The following is a 16,996-nucleotide window of genomic DNA, read 5'->3' as shown; positions in this document are numbered from 1 at the left end:
CTCGGCATCGAGAAGCGGGGACATCTCGGCGGTTCTTTGTCCTGTGCCGACATCGTGGCAGCCCTCTATTTCTACAAGATGCGCCACGACCCGAAAGACCGTTTTATGCCCGACCGGGACCGGTTCATCATGAGCAAGGGACATTCCGTACTTGCCCAGTACGCCGCCCTTGCGGAGGCAGGCTATTTTCCGAAGGAGACCCTCAAAAAAACCAAGACCCTGGGATGTTTCCTCCAGGGACACCCCGAGCGGGAGACCCCGGGAGTGGAGGCCAACACGGGTTCCCTCGGCCAGGGGTTGTCCATCGGTGTGGGCATGGCTCTCGGCGGCCGCCTCGACGGTCTCGGCTACCACACATGGGTCATTCTCGGCGACGGGGAACTGGCCGAGGGGCAGGTCTGGGAAGCCGCCACGGCAGCCTCGGCCTTCAAACTGGACAACATCACCGCCATCGTTGACATGAACGGCATTCAGGCCGTGGGCAAGACCTGCGACCGATACGACCTCGGCGACATCCGCGGCAAATTCTCCGCCTTCGGCTGGAAAACCTTTGAAATCGACGGGCACGACATGGCACAGATAGTCAGGGCCCTCGACGAGGCGTCCGAAGTCAGGGGAGCTCCCACCGCCATAATCGCCCGGACGGTGAAGGGCAAGGGTGTATCCTTCGCCGAGAACACCCACGCCTACCACAACAACCTGCTGACGAAGGAACAGCAGGAACAGGCCGTGCGCGAAATACTCGCCATGTGAGGAGGACGGGAACCATGTTGATGAATCTTCGGACTGCCTACGGCGAGGAACTCCTCGCCGTCGCGAAAGAGAATCCCAGGGTCGTGGCCCTGGACGCGGACCTCTGCGGTTCCACCCAGTCGGTGGTGATCGAGAAGAACTTCCCCGAGCGGTATTTCGAGATGGGCATCGGCGAGCAGAACATGATCTCCGTGGCGGCAGGACTTTCCCTCACCGGCAAGATTCCCTTCGCCCACTCCTTCGCCGTGTTCGCCTCGGGGCGCCCCTTCGACCAGATCCGCCAGAGCGTCTGCCTGCCCAAACTCAACGTGAAGATCGTCGGCTCGAGCTGTGGTCTCTCCGACTTCGCCGACGGTGCCACCCACCAGTCCTTCGAGGATCTGGCCACCATGCGTGTGCTTCCCGGAATGACCGTCCTCTGCCCTGCCGACGGAGTGGAGACGAAATGGGCTGTCCGTGAAGCGGCAGCCATCGACGGGCCGGTCTACATCCGGCTGAACCGCAACGACCTTCCCGTTCTTTTCGACGAGAATACCCCCTTCGCCACGGGGAAACCGCTCGTGGTCAGGGGAGGATCCCAGGTGGCCCTCATCGGCACCGGCACCATGACTGCCATCGCCATGGAAGCTGCGTACCTTCTTGAAAAGAAGGGCATATCAGCCCGAGTGATCCACCTCGGGACCATCAAGCCCATCGACGGCGAGGCCCTCGCGAAGGCGATAAACGGCGCCAAGGGAATCGTCACCTGCGAAGAGCACAGCATCTACTGCGGGCTCGGATCGGCAGTGGCGGAAACCCTGTGCACCGCTCCCCTGCCCATGCGCATGGTGGGAATCCAGGATCGGTACGGCCAATCGGCGGTCTGCTACGAGGAACTCCTCGTGCATTACGGCCTGACGAAGGAAAACATCGCAGCGGCTGCGGAAAAATTGCTGTAAAGTTTCGATAAAATATATCCAACGGGAGGGATTGTTATGCAGAAAATAGGATTCGTCGGTCTCGGGATAATGGGAAAACCCATGGCGAAGAACCTTCTGGCAGCCGGAAAATCGCTGGTCGTCTATGACATCGTTCCGGCAGCCGTGGAAGAACTCGTCTCCGCGGGCGCGGAGAAAGGAACAAGCCCCAGGGACGTGGCGGAGCGGAGCGAAATGGTTATCACCATGCTGCCCAACTCCCCCCACGTGAAGGAAGCCGTCTGCGGCAAGGACGGAATCCTCGAAGGGGTCAAGAAGGGGCAAATCGTTGTTGACATGAGCTCCATCGCCCCCCTGGTGAGCCGTGAGATCGGCGCTCTGCTCGCCGAAAAGGGTGCGGAGATGCTCGACGCCCCGGTCAGCGGCGGGCAGGAAAAGGCCGAAAAGGGAACCCTCGCCATCATGGTGGGAGGAAGTCAAGTATCCTACGAAAAAGTGAAGGACATCCTCGCCTTCATGGGAAAAAGCACCCTCGTGGGTGACCTCGGCGCCGGGCAGACCACCAAGCTGGTCAACCAGAGCATCGTGGCCGTGAACATAGCCGCCGTCGCCGAGGGAATGGCCTTCGCGAAGAAGGCCGGAGTGGACCCGGAGAAGGTCTTCAACGCCATCCGGGGCGGCCTCGCCGGCAGCCAATGCATGGAGGACAAAGCCCCCCGCATGTTCGAGGGCAGGTACAACCCGGGCTTCCGCATCAACCTCCACATCAAGGACCTTACCAACGTCCTCGAGACAAGCCGTTCGCTCCACGTGTCCATGCCCCTGACGGCCCAGCTCATGGAAATGTTCCAGAACCTGGCCGCCGACGGCCACGAAACCCTCGACCACGGCGCCTTGGGCCTGTTTTACGAAAAGCTCAACAACCTTTCGCTGAAGAAATAAGGGACACAGTCCGGAAGCTGTTCCCTCCGGGGAGCGGCACACTTGCGAAAAAGGGGGGATGCCAGGGAGAGAGTCTCGAGATCCGGAATGGTATGCGGAGGTCCGAAAACTTCTGTTCCACAGATACCAATATCTGATAAAAGGAGTGGTCATTGTGAAGAAGTTCGCTTCCATTATCGCCATTGTCCTGATCGCTGCCCTCGCTCTCTACGGCACAGCCTTTGCGGCTGACAAGATCTGGCCCAAGGGAACCCCGACGGTCATCGTGGGCTTCGGGGCCGGCGGCGGCACCGACACGTCCGTCCGTCCCATGGTCGCGCTCATGTCCAAGTACCTGAACGAGACCATCAACGTGGCCAACATGCCCGGCGCAGCCAGCGCGGTCGCCGCGGAGCACGTCCTCGGCCTTCCCGCCGACGGCTACACCATGTTCGCCACCGGATCAGGATGCTTCGGCGGCTTCAAGATCAAGGGAACCTCCAACTCCGGCTGGGAAGAGTGGACATCGTGGCATCCCTTCCAGGGTCCCGCAGCCATTCTCGTGGGTGCCAACAGCAACATGAAGACCTTCGACGACGTGGCAAAGGCCCTGAAGGACGGATCCATCAACATGGGCATTTCCGGCTTCGGCAACGGCCCTCACGTCATCATGCAGGCAATCGCTGACGTCGCCGGTATCGGCGAGATCAATTACGTCACCTTCGACGGCGACCGGAACGTGGCCATCGCCGTCATGGCCGGCGAAGTCGAAGCGGGCATCGTGACCTTCTCCTCCGCCATCGACATGGCCCAGGCCGGATCCATCCGCGCCGTCACGGTCATGATGAAGGAACCCATGAAGATCACCGACACCATCACCATCGACCCCATCGTGAAGGTCCTTCCCGGCAGCGACAAGATCCCCGACCTGAGCGAAACCTGGCCGATCTGCATCCGTCGCGACGCTCCCCAGGAGATCAAGGACAAGATCACCGAAGCCTTCCTCTGGGCCCTCAAGCAGCCTGAAATCCTTGAATACACGAAGCAGAAGGGCCTGAACATCGTCGGGCTCACCGGTGAGGACGCCGACCGCTTCCTTTCTCTCCAGATCTCCGGTTACTCCTGGGTGCTCTACAACGCCAAAATGGCGGAGAAATCCCCCGCCGACTTCAACATTCCCAAGCTAGCCGACTGGAACTGGGAGACCGAAAAGAAGAAGCTGAACAAATAACATGAAAGGAAGAGTGCACAAGGGTTCAGGGGCGGACTATATCTCCGCCGTATGCCTGATCATCTTCGGGGCGGCGTTTTCGATAGCCGCCCTGAGGATGCGGGTATTCAACAACTCCCTTCTCGTCTCCCCGGGACTTTTCCCTCTCATACTGGGAGGTGTGTTCATCCTTCTCGGCTTTCTCCTCTTCCGCTCCGCCGCAAAGCGGGGCGGAAGGGAGCAGGCCTCCCACGTCCTCGGGAAGGAAAACCTCTGCGCCTTTTTCGCTTCACCCAGGGTCAGGAAAGGGACGATCCTCCTTCTGCTCATCGTGGCCTATGTCCTCGCGGTGGGTCATATTCCCTTTCTCTGGGCCACTGCGGCGTACCTGATCGTCACGTTCTTCTATCTCAAGGCCATGAAGCTGCACTGGAGCATCCTCCTGGCCTTCGCAGCGGCCTGGGTGATCACATTCGCCTTCCGTGACCTCTTCCGGATCCCCATGCCGTAAGTAAGGGGGGAGACCATGGAAATACTGCATCTTCTAGCGGATGAAGCAGCACAGGTGGGAACCTCCCTCGTGGGAGCCCTCAACCCTACCATTCTCGGACTGATCTTCGGAGGAAGCCTCCTCGGGCTTCTTGTCGGATCCATCCCAGGCCTCACGGCCACCATGGCCCTGGCGCTTCTCATCAACTTCTCCTACGGCATGCCACTGGAGAACGCCGTGGCCTTTCTTCTCGCCGTGTACATCGGGGCCGTCTCCGGAGGTCTCAACGCGGCCATCATGGTCAACATCCCCGGCACCCCCTCGGCGGCTGCCACCTGCCTCGACGGCTTCCCCCTGGCGAAGCGGGGCAAGGGCGGCCTCGCCATAGGCACGGGTCTCATAGCCTCCTTCGTGGGGACCATCTTCAGCATCATGGTCATGATCTTTCTCTCGCCCCTCGTCTACAAAATCGCTCTGAAGTTCGGCCACTGGGAGATGTTCCTGCTGGCCCTCTTCGGCATCATGATCTGCGGCACCCTCTCTGCCGGAAAAGACCCCCTCAAGGGATGGATCGTGGGCTTCCTCGGCTTCGCCGCCGCCATGGTGGGCATGGAACAGATCTTCGCCTATCCCAGGCTCACCTTCGACTTTCTCCAGCTCAAGGGAGGCATTCCCCTCATTCCCGCGCTCATCGGCGTCTTCGGCGTCTCGGAGTTCCTGGCGGTCCTCCAGGAGGACGTGGCCTACAAGATCGAGGGCCGGGTCGGGAAGGTTATCCCGCCCATGAGGGAATTCGTCCCCCTCATCCCTTCGGCCATCCGTTCGGGAATCATCGGCGTAGTCATCGGGGCTATCCCCGGAGCCGGTGAGGACATCGGAAGCTGGCTTTCCTATGATGTGGGCAAGAGGCGCTCAAAAAAGGGGCATCTCTTCGGCACCGGCAGCTATGAAGGCCTCGTCTGCTCAGAGGTGGCCAACAACGCCGTCATCGGCGGCGCCATGATCCCCCTGCTCACCCTCGCCGTCCCCGGAAGCCCTCCCTCGGCCATGTTCCTTGCCGCCGTCTGGCTTCACGGCGTCCGACCCGGCCCCATGCTCAACTTCGAAAACCCCGGCTTCCTTCCCCTCGTGGCCGCCATGCTCATCCTCGGGTCCATCGCCATGCTCATCTGGGGACTTACTCTCGCCAAGCCCATGGTGGCAGTGCTGAAGATCAAGCGGGAAATCCTTCTTCCCATCGTCATTCCCCTGACGGTGATCGGCGCCTATGCCGGCGGAGTCCGCATCTTCGACGTCTACCTGATGCTCGCCTTCGGCGTGCTCGGCTACATCCTTCGCCAGATGGACTACCCTCTCGCGCCCCTGGTCCTCGGCCTCATCCTCGGCCCCCTGGCCGACACCAGCTTCAGAAGAGCCCTGCAGCAGAGCCGCGGCGCCATAATGCCCCTGCTCGAACGGCCCATCGGACTCATCCTGCTGGCCTGCGTCGCATGGCTTATCTGGACCGGCATCAAGCGAACGAAACAGTACTACGCCGAAAAGGCGATAACGGACGCGGCGGAAGACGCCGCTGCGGCCGCCGAGTCGGAATGAACAACCGCGCCGGGAACCATCCCGGTTCATGAGGAGGAGAGACACAATATGCGCGCAGTAGTGAAATACCTCAGGGAAGACGGCAACACGGAAGTGCGGGACGTTCCCGTACCGGAGATCGGGCCTTCCGATGTCCTGGTGAAGGTGGCCTACATCGGCATCTGCGGAAGCGACCCCCACATGTACCACAACCAGGTTTCATACCCCATGGCGGTGCCCATCATCCTCGGGCACGAATTTTCGGGGATCGTCGAAAAGGTCGGATCGGAAGTGAAAAACTGGAAGGCCGGCGACAGGGTCACTGCTGAAACCCATGCCCGTTTCTGCGGCAAGTGCGTCCTCTGCAAGACCAACAACTACCGCTTCTGCAGGGAGCGCAAGGGATACGGCTTCGGTGTCGACGGCGCCTTCGCCGAATTCGTCTGCGTTCCCGAGCGGATTCTCCACGCCGTTCCCGATTCGGTCACCCTCAAGGACGCCTCCTGCACCGAGCCCGTCTGCGTGGCCTACAACGTGGTCATCGCCAAGATGGGCGTCAAGGCCGGAGACTCCGTGGCCGTCCTCGGCCCCGGCCCCATCGGCATCCTGTGCATCCACATGGCCAAATTGGCCGGAGCGAGCCACATCGTGGCCTTCGGAGCACCCGGCGACGAAAAGCGCCTCGAAATCGCCCGCGCCTACGGCGCCACCGAGACCTATGTCCTCGGCGGAGCTGTGGATCCCAAGACCGTGGCGGCGAAGTTCAACGAAGGCTACGGCTTCGACAAGGTGGTCGACGCGGCAGGACCCGCCGCAACCCTGAAAATATCCATGGACGTCGTCATGCCCGGCGGCATCATCAACAAGGTCGCCTGGGGGCCCAAGCCGGTGGACATGAGCCTCGACCCCCTGCTTTCCAAGGGAGTCACCCTCCAGGGCTCCTTCAGCCACACCTGGGACATCTGGGAGAAGGTCCTCGTCATGATGGGCCAGGGACAGATGCCCCTGGATGCCCTCATCACCCACGAACTTCCCCTCGAGGAATGGCACGAGGGCTTCGAGCTCATCGAAAGCAGGGAAGGCCTCAAGGTCGTCCTGAGGCCCTGACAGCAAAAAACGCAGCGACAACGCGGGCCGGGGAGACGATCCCCGGCCCGCGTTCTCCCTAAGTTTCCTTTTTCGAACACCCATCAGGATCTCATTCCCCGGTGTTCATTTCGAAAATCCAAAGCGAACCTTCGCAGGGAAAGAGGATAACTCAGGAATGAAGGAAAGGATTGACTATCCGTACTCCCCGGACTGTCTGCCCGTCGTTCAGATCTTCAGAAAAAACCATGGCGCACCGTGCCTGCTCTGCCGCCGCAATTATCAGGCCGTCCCAGAACGACAGCCGAAAAAGAACGCTGATGTCGATTCCCTGTTCGATGGTGGTCAGGTCAACGGGAACCACTTCCATATTGCCGAGGTTGTGCACAATATTCTTCGCGATCATGGCGTCAACCTTCAGCTTCGTCGTGGAGGCGCTGTAGAACTCCTGCATCACCTGGGTGGAGATGACGGGGATCTGGTCTTCCACCACGCCTCTCACTATGGCCCTGGCCCTGGCCTGTTTCTCGCTGTCATGGCCGTCCAGGGTGTACACCAGAATATTCGTGTCCAGAAATATCTTGGTCCTAGACACGGTGCAGTTCGTCCCTTGTCCATGTTTCGCCGCCGGAGGAGGCACCCGCCCTGTCCATGAGGGAGAAAGTGTCCTCCAGCCATTGGGAGGAGTCCGTCGTGACCGTCTGTTCGACCAGGCGCCGGACGAGGGAGTTGAAGGAGATATTGTGCCGCTTCGCGTACTCTCTTCCGCGTTTGAGAATTTCCTTGTCAATCGAAAGGGTTATGTTCCGCATATTTTCACCTCCCTGTTACACATATTACGTGCGCACTTATTTATTGTCAAGAGTATGAAAACGAAGCCCCAGGCAACATGCAACGCGGGCCGGGGAGACGATCCCCGGCCCGCGCTTTCTGTCTTTAGCTCTGATGCTGTCCGTTATTTCCTCGGGCGCCGGCCGTGCCTGCTCCACATCCTGTTTACCTTCTCGAGCTGCTCGGGGGTCAGCATCCCGCGAAACTCCCCGAACGTCCCCGCCATGGCGAGGGCTCCTTCGGAAAGGATGTCCACGGCCTTTTCGGCGGTCTTCCCGATCATCCCGTCATCCATGGTCCCGTCCCGGAGGGCGGCCCGGCCTTCCTTCAGCACGGCAAGCAGTCTGCCCATTCGCTCCTGCATGGCGGGGGCCTCGGCTGTAAAGAGGCTCTCCGCATTCTTCCGCTGCTCTTCGGTCAGGTTCAGGAAGTCATGCCGGAAACGGAAATCGTGCCTTTTTCCTGGAAAATCCGCAATCCGCTGCTCCGCCCGCTTTTCCAGGAGGGAAAGGACATTTTCCGCCTTGGCGAGCTGTTTCTCGTCCAGCATTCCGTACAGGTCCGAAGCGGCCCGGAGGGCTCCCTCCGCCATTTTCACCAGTTCAGGCCGTGCACTCGCGAGGACCTCTCCGGCTTGCTTTCCGTCAAAGGGCTCAGTGCCGGAAAACAGCGACCGGACTTCCCCCCGAAGGCCGAACAGAACCCTGGCCGCGGTCCACTTCTGCTCCCGCAGCTTCCCCAGTATGCCGTCCGCCTTTGTCCACTGCTCCTCAGTGAAATCCAGCGGGTTGACGGCCCGGAACATTTCGGCCCTGAAGGTCGGCTCTCCGCCGCTCCTCCACCGCCCCGGAGCTCCCCATGCAAACGCTCCTCCGAGAAGAACCAGGACTGCCGCCCCAAGCAGCGCTCCGGAAAATATCGATCGTTTTTTCATGTGTTCCGCCTCCCTCTGCAAGATGCCGGGGTTCTCCCCGGTACGGCAGGATCATACCCCGGAGAGCATGAACGTGCCCTTCAGCCAATCCGCAGAAACGTCAAGAAAAGTAAACTTCTTCTCCCCCTTTCTTAACCAACCTTTACCTCTCGCCCGTTCCCGCTGTCGTATAATGGCCTCAGCGCCGGAACGATACCCGGTCCCGGCCGATTCATGCACGAGAGGAGGCGATGGCCGTGCATACCCTTCTTCTGCTCGACGACGACAAGGAACTCTGCGACCTGCTGACGGACTATCTGAAGCCCGAGGGGTTCGAAATCCTCACCGCCCACGACGGCAACACGGGACTGGCGGCCGCCCTGAACTTCCCGTCCCTGGACCTCATTCTGCTCGACGTGATGCTCCCCGGAAAGAACGGTTTCGACGTCCTCCGGGAGCTGCGGACCTGTTCAGGGGTCCCCGTCCTCATGCTCACCGCCAAGGGGGACGAAGTGGACAGGATCGTTGGCTTGGAACTGGGGGCGGACGACTATCTGCCCAAACCCTTCAACCCCCGGGAACTTCTGGCCCGCATACGGGCCATCCTCCGCCGGAAGGAGCCCCCTGCCGCCCCGAACACCCCTGAGCGGCTCGTCTCCGGTGACATCGAACTGGACCCCGCACGGAGGACAATCCGCGCAGGTGGAACGGACATCGACCTCACCACCGTGGAATTCAAGCTGCTGGAGGCCCTTCTCCGCACCCCGGGCAAGGTGGTCTCCCGGGACGCCCTCTCCCGGGCCGCCCTGGACCGTCCCCTCTCCCCCTTCGAGCGAAGCCTGGACGTCCACATGAGCAACCTCAGAAAAAAACTCGGCCCCGGCCCCGACGGCTCACCCCGTATTCGGACCCTCCGCAGCGAAGGCTACCTCCTGTCATGCGAAGCTACACGCTGAAGCTCTTCTGGTGGTTCTGGCTCACCGCCGCCGTGGCGGTCGTCGCCAGCCACATGATAGGGAAGCTCGCCGAGGAGGAGCAGTTCCGGAACCGGGGGGAAACCCTGCGGGAGATCGCCGCTCTCTACGGCGAAAAGGCCGTCTCGATACTCGACCGGAGCGGCAGCGGGGCGGCCCTGGACTACGTGACCGGCCTGCAGCGCACCATCCGCATCACCGGTTTTCTCTTCGATGAAAGCGGAAAGGAAATGCTGGGGCAGACCGTCCCGGACTACATCCACGCCATCCTTGCCGAGGCACGGAAGAAGAACGGACCGGCGGGCAGCTTCGAACGGGGGCGGCCTCTCTTCGCAGTTCCCCTGGAGTCGCGGCCCGGACACATATTCGCCGGAGCCCTGCCGAACCTCTTCAGGGAAAGAACCTCAGCCGCCACCTTCTATCGCCTGTTTACCGCCGTACTGGCGGCCGCCTTTCTGTCGTGGATCCTGGCGGTCAGGCTCACCCACCCCCTCAAGGCGCTGGGGAAAACCATGAGAAAGTTCGCCGCCGGAGCCCTGGACGCCCGGGAAGGCAAGGCGGCCCGGCGGAAAGACGACATCGGCGTCCTGGCGCGGGACTTCAACGCCATGGCGGCCAGGATCGAGGAGCTGCTGAAAGGCCAGAGGCGGCTGCTCGCCGACGTATCCCACGAGCTGCGCTCCCCCCTCACCCGCCTCGGCGTGGCCCTGGAGCTCGCGAGAAGGCACATCCCGGAGGAAGCGGCCCGAGAATATGAGCGAATGGAGAACGAGCTGGCACGGATGAACGCCCTCATCGGCTCCCTGCTTCAGCTCTCGAGGCTCGACGCCCTGGACAGGCCCGAGAACCGGCAGACCATGGACCTTTCGGCCCTCGTGGAGGAGATCGCCGAGGACGGCGAATTCGAGGGAGCCCCCCACGGCAGGGGAGTATCCGCGGACATCCTCCCCGGGGTATCCTATACCGGCGACCCCGCCCTCCTTCGAAGCTCCGTGGAAAACCTGGTCCGCAACGCCCTCCGCTACTCCCCCGAGGGAGGAACGGTGGACGTATCGCTTTCGAGACAAGGCGGAGCCGTCCGCATCCTCGTGGAGGACAGGGGACCGGGAGTGCCCGATGAGGAACTGGAGCACATCTTCACACCCTTCCACAGGGTGGAGCAGGCCCGGGAACGAACCCTCCCGGACGAAGGCTGCGGTCTCGGCCTCGCCATCGCGGGACGGGCTGCGGGCCTCCACGGCGGCACCGTCACCGCCCGGAACAGGCCCGAAGGCGGACTTGCCGTGGAAATACTGCTGCCGGAGGACCGGCCGGAAAACGACTGAGGAGGAGACATCATGCCGGGAAGGACACGGGCGAACATCGCCCCGGGAATGAAAGTGAAGGTCGTGAAAAAAGAAGACCAGGGAACGGGGAAGCTCACCGAAGGCATCGTGGAAAGCCTGCTGACCAAAAGCCCCCGTCACCCGCGGGGCATCAAGGTCCGCCTCGTGGGCGGCGAAGTGGGAAGGGTGCGGGAAATATCGGAAGAATAACGCTGCCGTCAAAATACAAGCGCAAGGAGCGTGCTGCCATGAGAAGCGCGGAAGAAAAGGCGGAATTCCGGAGGGCCGTCCTCGAACAGCTCGGCCGGATGGGCATTTCCTACGAAATGATCGAACACGAGGCGGCCTATACGGTGGAGGACATGGACCGGATCGCCTTCGGCGAACACGTGACCGTCTGCAAGAACCTTTTCGTCCGGGACCAGAAGAAAAAGCCCTCCCACTGGCTCGTGGTGGTGCACAAGGACAAGCGGGCCGACCTGGACAGCCTGGCTGAGCAGCTCGGCACCAAACACCTCAGCTTCGCCTCCGCCGACCGGCTGAAACGGTACCTCGGCCTCGCCCGGGGAGAAGTCACACCCCTCGGCGTCCTCAACGACGCGAACCATGAAGTGACCGTGGTCTTCGATCAGGACCTCAGGGGAAAAGAGCACCTCGGCGTGCACCCCAACGACAACACGGCCACCCTGATCCTCTCCTACGACGACATCCTCCGGTTCGTCACCGGACAGGGCAACCCCGTCCGGCACATCACCGTCAGGGGATAGCCCGGCCGGCCGGGGAACTCAGCGCAGTTCCCGGGTGGTGTGGAAGACGATCTCCGGCCACTTCTCCCCCACGTACTTCAGCAGCCACTCCCCTTCGGCGAGGAAGGCCAGGTTGCCCTCCCCGTCGAGGGCGAGCTGGTTCTGGTTGACTTTCTGGAACTCCGCCAGCCGCTTCGGGTCGTCGCAGGTCACCCACCGGGCCAGCCCGAAATTCACCGGTTCGTAGTCCGCATCCACCCCATATTCTGCTTTCAGGCGGGCGATGGTCACGTCGAACTGCAGCACCCCCACCGCCCCGAGAATGTAGTCATTCCTCGCCAGGGGCCGGAAAAGCTGCACCGCCCCTTCCTCGGTGAGCTGCAGCAGCCCCTTCTGAAGCTGCTTCGCCTTCAGGGGCGACTGCAGCCGCACCCGCCGGAAGTGCTCCGGGGCGAAGCTCGGGATGCCGGTGAACTTCAGGGGCTCCTTCTCGCTGAAGGTATCGCCGATCTTGATGGTGCCGTGGTTGTACAGGCCCACGATGTCCCCCGGCCAGGCTTCTTCGGCCAGGGCCCGCTCCTGGGCCATGAAGATCACGGGATTCGCCGCCGTCACGTCCTTGCCGATGCGGTGGTGCCGCATCTTCATCCCCCGCTCGAACTTCCCCGAACAGACCCGCAGAAAGGCCAGCCTGTCCCGGTGGGACGGGTCCATGTTGGCCTGGATCTTGAAGACGAACCCCGAAAAGGCTTCCTCCTCCGGGGCCACCGTGCGGCTCACCGCCTCCCGGGGCCGCGGCGCCGGGGCGATCTCCACGAAGGCGTCCAGCAGCTCCCTCACGCCGAAGTTGTTCACCGCGCTGCCGAAAAAGACCGGCGTCTGGTTCGCCCTCAGGTAATGCTCCAGCTCGAAGGGATTCGCCGCCCCCTCCAGCAGGGCCAGGTCGTCCCGAAGCTCCTCCGCCTGCCGGCCGAGCGCCTTGTCCAGGGCCGGATCGTTCACGTCCCGGATGGTCCGCACGTCCTCCACCCGGTCGCTACCCGGAGTGAAGAGGTTCAGCTCCTTCCGGTAGAGGTTGTAGGTGCCCCGGAAGAGCTTTCCCATGCCGATGGGCCACGACAGGGGGGCGCACTCCACCTGGAGCTTTTCCTCGATGTCGCCCAGGATGTCCAGGGGGGCCATACCCTCCCGGTCCAGCTTGTTGATGAAGGTGATGATGGGGGTGTTCCGCATCCGGCACACCTCCATGAGCTTCCGGGTCTGGGTCTCCACGCCCTTCACGCTGTCGATCACCATGATCACGCTGTCCACGGCGGTCAGAACCCGGTAGGTGTCCTCCGAGAAATCCTCGTGTCCCGGCGTGTCCAGCAGGTTGATCTCGAAACCTCTATACTCGAACTTCATCACCGAGCTGGTGACGGAAATCCCCCGTTCCTGCTCGATGCTCATCCAGTCGCTGGTGGCGTGGCGGCTTGCCTTCCGGGCCTTCACCGCACCGGCGAGGTTGATGGCCCCTCCGAAGAGAAGCAGCTTCTCCGTCAGGGTGGTCTTTCCCGCGTCGGGGTGGCTGATGATGGCGAAGGTCCGCCGCCGTTCGATCTCCTTCCGGAGAGATGATTTCAGGTGTGGAACGTCGCTGTGTGCTGCCATGGTTCTCCATTGCTCCTTCTTGCCGAGGAAACGGCACGACAGGACCGGAGGTCGCCCCCGGCCGTTTTGAAGGTATTATTTTACGCTATCGGGACGGAATTTCAAAAGGGGCGGGCGAACATTGATCAAGGAGATCACAGGCACCCGCCTGTAACAGCGCACGACCGGTTCTCTGCGGTATATAATTTCAAAAGTTGTGATCGACATCCGGTATTCCTTCAGCCGCCGGAGCCAGGAGGCGAACAGGCAGGAAGAGACAAAGGATGATGAATGCCGTTTTTTCGCCAGCGAGGAGAGATACCATGAAAACAGTGATCGTGGCTGCATGTGCACTCCTGGCCTTCGGAGCGTTCTTACTTTTCCCCCGCCCCGCAGACGCAGCGGAACCTTCCGTTTCCATCGATTACGAATACGGCGATCTGAAAGAAGTGATCGTCGGGCTGCCCTATGGCATGTCGCCGTCGCTGGAAGCGAAATGGTTTGCCGACGCACTGAAAGTGCTGCCGGAAGATGAAGCGGAGTACGCCCGGAAGACGGCGGGGATGCTCTGGACGGAAATGATCAACCCCGAAACGGGGAAAAGCGAAACGCAGATGCTGGAAGAGGAAAACCAGGCCTTCATCGCAATCCTGCAGTCTCTGGGCGTCACAGTCTACCGTCCCGCGGAGATCACCGTCGATTTCATCAAGAAACACTACGGCGCGGATGTACTGCTCAACGGCTTCAGCCAGGACTTCCCCCGGGACAACATGGCCGTCATCGGCAGCAACGTCATCGAATTCAATCTGCGGACGCCGATCCGCAAGGTGGACATCTCCGGATTCCGGGATATCCTGACCGAAAAATGTTCCGACCCGGCAGTCAGGTGGTTTTCCATGCCCCACACCGAGCTTCTCGAACCCGCCCGCGCCGATGCGCCCTTGCTGGAGGGCGGCGACGTCATCGTGCTGGGCAGAACCGTTTTGGTCGGCAATACGGAAAACCCCAGCGTGGGGTCCAACGAGGCCGGCTTCAACTGGCTCAAAAACATCCTGGGCGATGACTATACGGTGAAACGCGTCCGGCTCGTGGAAAGCGTGCTGCACCTGGACTGCGTGCTCTCCGTACCCCGCGACGGACTCGCCGTCATCTGCGAAGAAGCCTTCCTCGACGGCCTGCCCGAAGAAATCAAAGACTGGGACCTGATCAGGGTGAGCCTGGATGATGTCAAACGGCTGGCCGTCAACGGCCTTCCCGTCAATTCCCAACACTACGTTCTGTCCTATAACCTGCACAATGACAACCGCTTCATCCAGACCGAGCTCGAAAAGCGGGGCATCACAGTGCACCGCGTGTTTTTCGGAACCCACAACGGCCAGGGCGGATCGCTGCGCTGCGCGACCCAGCCTCTGAAGCGGGAGGTCAGAACGACGAAACCCTGAGACTTTTAAAGGGCACGTTGGTCAAGCAGGGAGTACGTGTACTCCGGCTCCTGGAGGGGTTCCCGCACCTTTCACCGGAGCACCCTCAGGTACCTTTGGGAAGCCGTGACCTATTGCGGGAAAGTGGGTGTCCCTTTACTGCAGGAAAATGGATGTCCCTTGATGTCTGTTATGCGCTCTTTCTACGCTCTATTCCATTCAAACTTTTCTTGCGCTCTAAGATCAGACTCCACTTTTTTATAATCGTAGGTTTCATGGAACCAAAGAGCAACCTTCAGGCCTTCGCTCACGCTCTCAAAGAGCAGAGTATTGATTCTGCAATTCGTCTCTTGGCCACCTCTATAGCAGTTTCTGGGAGAAATATTGCCATAGCCCATGTTGAAACGCTTGCTAAGATTCTCGCACTCGCCAACGTACTTGGCGTGGCCATTAACGACAAACGCATAGACACCGGATTTTGTAATATTCCACGGAATCTTAAACTTGCAGAAGGGGCCCGTCCCGAACTTATTCAGTGCAAGCCCCTCACCGTTGCTGTAGCGACACTGGGGAGCAGACACCCGGAGAGTTCCGTCCCCGTTTCGCTCCGGATCGATCTCGCAGATGTATTTGAACGCAAATCCGCCGATCAGCATCGCTTCCCAAGAAATCTCGGCCGGACGGTTACGCTCATTCTCCAGCGCTCTGATCTCGCGGTAGCCGGAAGTGTTCGCGGACTCCTTCGAGACCGGCTGAGCAGTTGCATCTCTCAAAACAAATCGTCCTCGCTCGACGCTGTGGAGAAGGGTCTTTCCAACTATACTTGGCGCACCTCCACGAAGGTTGTCAGTTAACCCTTGAATGACCGGATTGATCGAGTCCGAACTGCAACTCGGATCGTCACGCTGAACGCATCGGATCACGTCTCCTCGACTGAAGGGTGTTACACCTTGTTGGGTCAGCTCTTCAGCACAACGATAAACGCGCTTCCATATCGCATCACTCATGTCGTCGACACCTACCTTCTCTAACCTGGTCAAATTCGACTAAAAGAGTATCAATCCGACATCATTATCGTTCCACATCGCCTTCTTTGGCCGAACTCCACCACCAGCGCCAGGAGCTGCCCATCTTCGATACGGCACAGGACGCCCCAGGCCCCTACGCGATATCGCCAGAGACCGGACAGATCGGCGGTCAGCCCCTTGCCGCGGGAACGGGGGCTTTCCAGTTTCTCCAGCTCGGACAGATATCGGACGATCCGCAGGGCTTCAGGGGCGTCGATGGCGGCCAGTTGCTTCTCGGCACGGCGGGAGAGCTCAATCCTCCAGCCCAAGACGCCGCCTCACTTCATCGAGAGGTGAAGACGCACCGCCGTCGAGAAGGTATTCTTCATAGGCGGCCGCCGCAAGAGCGGCGTCCTCCATATCGTCGATATATGTCTCGATGGCCTTGCGGGCAAACCATGTCTTGGTCCTGCCCGTCTTTTGCGCCAAGGCATCCAGACGCGAGGAGAGTTTTTCGTCCAGTCGTATGGCAAGCATGGAACTTCCCCCTTTCCGTGCTATACAAGTATAGCACGGAAAACCGTTTCAACGTCGTCTGTCAACCAACTTGCCGCTGTTTCGGGGTTCCGGGGATTTTCACTCCCTCGCGCCGGAGTGTTCTCAGGTATCTTCGGGAAGCCGTCACCTATTGCGGGAAAGTGGGTGTCCCTTTACTGCGGGGAAATGGATGTCCCTTGACAGCAACCCACGTTTGACCTTCAAGTTATCAAGGAGCAGAGCCACTTCGTTCCAATGGGGTGACTCTCAACCTGCGCGCTGATGGCTCTGTTTAAGCGCGGAGGCGGCTCACATATCTGCGAGAAAGTGGCTCTAAAAAACGCATTTCGCAAAAAGCCCCGTAATCATTCGGGAACTGGGATACCCTCTATTTACAATTTCTTAATCTACATTGCTTTTTCTTGCCAACATCTCTGCCTTTGATGGAATTCCCTGCTTACGGCAAATCGGGTTATCACACCCCTCCTCGTTAATCTGAAAAATAGTTCTTTTACAAATGGAACAAGGAGCGTAATATATAATGCTCCCAAGAAATGAGACATGAAAAATATGGTCGAACCGAATATAATAATGAAATGATGAAGAAGAAAAATACCTACAATCCAGAATTCAAATCGAAGGTCGTACTGGAACTGCTAAGCGG

General features: G+C 60.3%; 19 protein-coding genes. 12 read left to right on the top strand and 7 right to left on the bottom strand.

Translation table 11 applies throughout. The features are described 5' to 3' along the window. The 7 genes from JMJ95_RS00105 to JMJ95_RS00075 form a co-directional block, all read left to right on the top strand. Positions 1-753, top strand: a 753-nt coding sequence (locus JMJ95_RS00105; protein ID WP_290680869.1) for a transketolase, incomplete at its 5' end; no start/stop codon positions are given. Between the two features lie 14 nt (positions 754-767). Further along, positions 768-1,691 carry a transketolase C-terminal domain-containing protein gene (locus JMJ95_RS00100; RefSeq protein ID WP_290680866.1) on the top strand — a complete coding sequence of 308 codons (924 nt, stop codon included), beginning with the start codon at positions 768-770 and terminating at the stop codon, positions 1,689-1,691. A gap of 36 nt (positions 1,692-1,727) precedes the next feature. Then, positions 1,728-2,612 (top strand): 2-hydroxy-3-oxopropionate reductase, encoded by an 885-nt coding sequence (garR, locus tag JMJ95_RS00095; RefSeq protein WP_290680864.1) that lies wholly within the window; start codon positions 1,728-1,730, stop codon positions 2,610-2,612. Positions 2,613-2,766: 154 nt separating this feature from the next. After that, complete coding sequence (locus JMJ95_RS00090; protein ID WP_290680862.1) at positions 2,767-3,822, top strand: tripartite tricarboxylate transporter substrate binding protein; 1,056 nt, start codon at positions 2,767-2,769, stop codon at positions 3,820-3,822. 1 nt (position 3,823) lies between these two features. Beyond that, positions 3,824-4,312, top strand: coding sequence for a tripartite tricarboxylate transporter TctB family protein (locus JMJ95_RS00085; protein ID WP_290680859.1), 489 nt, complete (start codon positions 3,824-3,826; stop codon positions 4,310-4,312). Between the two features lie 15 nt (positions 4,313-4,327). Next, a complete protein-coding gene (locus tag JMJ95_RS00080; protein ID WP_290680855.1) occupies positions 4,328-5,884 on the top strand; it encodes a tripartite tricarboxylate transporter permease in 1,557 nt (518 codons plus the stop codon). Positions 5,885-5,932: 48 nt separating this feature from the next. Continuing rightward, positions 5,933-6,970: a zinc-binding dehydrogenase gene (locus tag JMJ95_RS00075; RefSeq protein ID WP_290680853.1), complete on the top strand. Its 1,038-nt coding sequence runs from the start codon at positions 5,933-5,935 to the stop codon at positions 6,968-6,970. A gap of 151 nt (positions 6,971-7,121) precedes the next feature. Here the strand turns inward: JMJ95_RS00075 and JMJ95_RS00070 are convergent, their stop codons facing one another. The 3 genes from JMJ95_RS00070 to JMJ95_RS00060 form a co-directional block, all read right to left on the bottom strand. Continuing rightward, entirely contained in the window at positions 7,122-7,544 is a 423-nt protein-coding gene (locus JMJ95_RS00070; protein WP_290680850.1) for a PIN domain-containing protein, read from the bottom strand. Continuing rightward, positions 7,537-7,761 carry a DUF6364 family protein gene (locus tag JMJ95_RS00065; RefSeq protein WP_290680847.1) on the bottom strand — a complete coding sequence of 75 codons (225 nt, stop codon included), beginning with the start codon at positions 7,759-7,761 and terminating at the stop codon, positions 7,537-7,539. The genes JMJ95_RS00070 and JMJ95_RS00065 overlap by 8 nt, the downstream gene beginning before the upstream one ends. 143 nt (positions 7,762-7,904) lie before the next feature. Then, positions 7,905-8,714 (bottom strand): Spy/CpxP family protein refolding chaperone, encoded by an 810-nt coding sequence (locus JMJ95_RS00060; protein ID WP_290680844.1) that lies wholly within the window; start codon positions 8,712-8,714, stop codon positions 7,905-7,907. Between the two features lie 236 nt (positions 8,715-8,950). On the opposite strand from JMJ95_RS00060, the gene JMJ95_RS00055 reads away from it, so the two are divergent. The 4 genes from JMJ95_RS00055 to JMJ95_RS00040 are packed head-to-tail and all read left to right on the top strand — an operon-like array spanning position 8,951 to position 11,759. Next, complete coding sequence (locus JMJ95_RS00055; protein WP_290680841.1) at positions 8,951-9,649, top strand: response regulator transcription factor; 699 nt, start codon at positions 8,951-8,953, stop codon at positions 9,647-9,649. Further along, positions 9,631-10,992 carry an ATP-binding protein gene (locus JMJ95_RS00050; protein ID WP_290680838.1) on the top strand — a complete coding sequence of 454 codons (1,362 nt, stop codon included), beginning with the start codon at positions 9,631-9,633 and terminating at the stop codon, positions 10,990-10,992. Before JMJ95_RS00055 ends, JMJ95_RS00050 begins: the two co-directional genes overlap by 19 nt. A gap of 12 nt (positions 10,993-11,004) precedes the next feature. Then, positions 11,005-11,202: a YwbE family protein gene (locus tag JMJ95_RS00045; protein WP_290680835.1), complete on the top strand. Its 198-nt coding sequence runs from the start codon at positions 11,005-11,007 to the stop codon at positions 11,200-11,202. Between the two features lie 38 nt (positions 11,203-11,240). Further along, positions 11,241-11,759, top strand: coding sequence for a prolyl-tRNA synthetase associated domain-containing protein (locus JMJ95_RS00040; RefSeq protein ID WP_290680832.1), 519 nt, complete (start codon positions 11,241-11,243; stop codon positions 11,757-11,759). Between the two features lie 18 nt (positions 11,760-11,777). On the opposite strand, the gene JMJ95_RS00035 is transcribed toward JMJ95_RS00040, so the two are convergent. Then, on the bottom strand, positions 11,778-13,388 hold the full coding sequence (locus JMJ95_RS00035) for a peptide chain release factor 3 (protein WP_290680829.1): 1,611 nt from the start codon (positions 13,386-13,388) through the stop codon (positions 11,778-11,780). Between the two features lie 302 nt (positions 13,389-13,690). Here JMJ95_RS00035 and JMJ95_RS00030 point away from each other — a divergent pair, with 302 nt between their 5' ends. After that, the gene (locus JMJ95_RS00030; protein WP_290680827.1) at positions 13,691-14,809 is read left to right on the top strand and encodes an arginine deiminase-related protein; all 1,119 of its coding nucleotides are present in this window, start codon (positions 13,691-13,693) and stop codon (positions 14,807-14,809) included. Positions 14,810-14,991: 182 nt separating this feature from the next. Here the strand turns inward: JMJ95_RS00030 and JMJ95_RS00025 are convergent, their stop codons facing one another. From JMJ95_RS00025 to JMJ95_RS00015, 3 genes are read right to left on the bottom strand one after another with little or no spacing between them, the layout of a single operon-like run. After that, a complete protein-coding gene (locus JMJ95_RS00025; RefSeq protein ID WP_290680824.1) occupies positions 14,992-15,795 on the bottom strand; it encodes a GIY-YIG nuclease family protein in 804 nt (267 codons plus the stop codon). Between the two features lie 50 nt (positions 15,796-15,845). After that, positions 15,846-16,124 carry a type II toxin-antitoxin system RelE/ParE family toxin gene (locus JMJ95_RS00020; protein ID WP_290680821.1) on the bottom strand — a complete coding sequence of 93 codons (279 nt, stop codon included), beginning with the start codon at positions 16,122-16,124 and terminating at the stop codon, positions 15,846-15,848. Then, positions 16,108-16,332, bottom strand: coding sequence for a ribbon-helix-helix protein, CopG family (locus JMJ95_RS00015; protein ID WP_290680818.1), 225 nt, complete (start codon positions 16,330-16,332; stop codon positions 16,108-16,110). Before JMJ95_RS00015 ends, JMJ95_RS00020 begins: the two co-directional genes overlap by 17 nt. Between the last annotated feature and the right edge of the window lie 664 nt (positions 16,333-16,996).

It is taken from the genome of Aminivibrio sp. (assembly GCF_016756745.1).
In the GTDB taxonomy this organism is placed as follows: Bacteria; Synergistota; Synergistia; order Synergistales; family Aminobacteriaceae; genus Aminivibrio.
Note: the sequence above shows the minus strand (reverse complement) of the source record. Positions and strands in the feature narration are given on the sequence as shown.

Coding starts and splice junctions, on each gene's coding strand:
- JMJ95_RS00065 (WP_290680847.1), bottom strand. CDS start 7,761: ATGCGGAACATAACCCTTTCGATTGACAAGGAAATTCTCAAACGCGGA.
- JMJ95_RS00030 (WP_290680827.1), top strand. CDS start 13,691: ATGAAAACAGTGATCGTGGCTGCATGTGCACTCCTGGCCTTCGGAGCG.
- JMJ95_RS00050 (WP_290680838.1), top strand. CDS start 9,631: ATGCGAAGCTACACGCTGAAGCTCTTCTGGTGGTTCTGGCTCACCGCC.
- JMJ95_RS00085 (WP_290680859.1), top strand. CDS start 3,824: ATGAAAGGAAGAGTGCACAAGGGTTCAGGGGCGGACTATATCTCCGCC.
- JMJ95_RS00045 (WP_290680835.1), top strand. CDS start 11,005: ATGCCGGGAAGGACACGGGCGAACATCGCCCCGGGAATGAAAGTGAAG.
- JMJ95_RS00035 (WP_290680829.1), bottom strand. CDS start 13,388: ATGGCAGCACACAGCGACGTTCCACACCTGAAATCATCTCTCCGGAAG.
- garR (WP_290680864.1), top strand. CDS start 1,728: ATGCAGAAAATAGGATTCGTCGGTCTCGGGATAATGGGAAAACCCATG.
- JMJ95_RS00025 (WP_290680824.1), bottom strand. CDS start 15,795: ATGAGTGATGCGATATGGAAGCGCGTTTATCGTTGTGCTGAAGAGCTG.
- JMJ95_RS00040 (WP_290680832.1), top strand. CDS start 11,241: ATGAGAAGCGCGGAAGAAAAGGCGGAATTCCGGAGGGCCGTCCTCGAA.
- JMJ95_RS00075 (WP_290680853.1), top strand. CDS start 5,933: ATGCGCGCAGTAGTGAAATACCTCAGGGAAGACGGCAACACGGAAGTG.
- JMJ95_RS00015 (WP_290680818.1), bottom strand. CDS start 16,332: ATGCTTGCCATACGACTGGACGAAAAACTCTCCTCGCGTCTGGATGCC.
- JMJ95_RS00060 (WP_290680844.1), bottom strand. CDS start 8,714: ATGAAAAAACGATCGATATTTTCCGGAGCGCTGCTTGGGGCGGCAGTC.
- JMJ95_RS00080 (WP_290680855.1), top strand. CDS start 4,328: ATGGAAATACTGCATCTTCTAGCGGATGAAGCAGCACAGGTGGGAACC.
- JMJ95_RS00100 (WP_290680866.1), top strand. CDS start 768: ATGTTGATGAATCTTCGGACTGCCTACGGCGAGGAACTCCTCGCCGTC.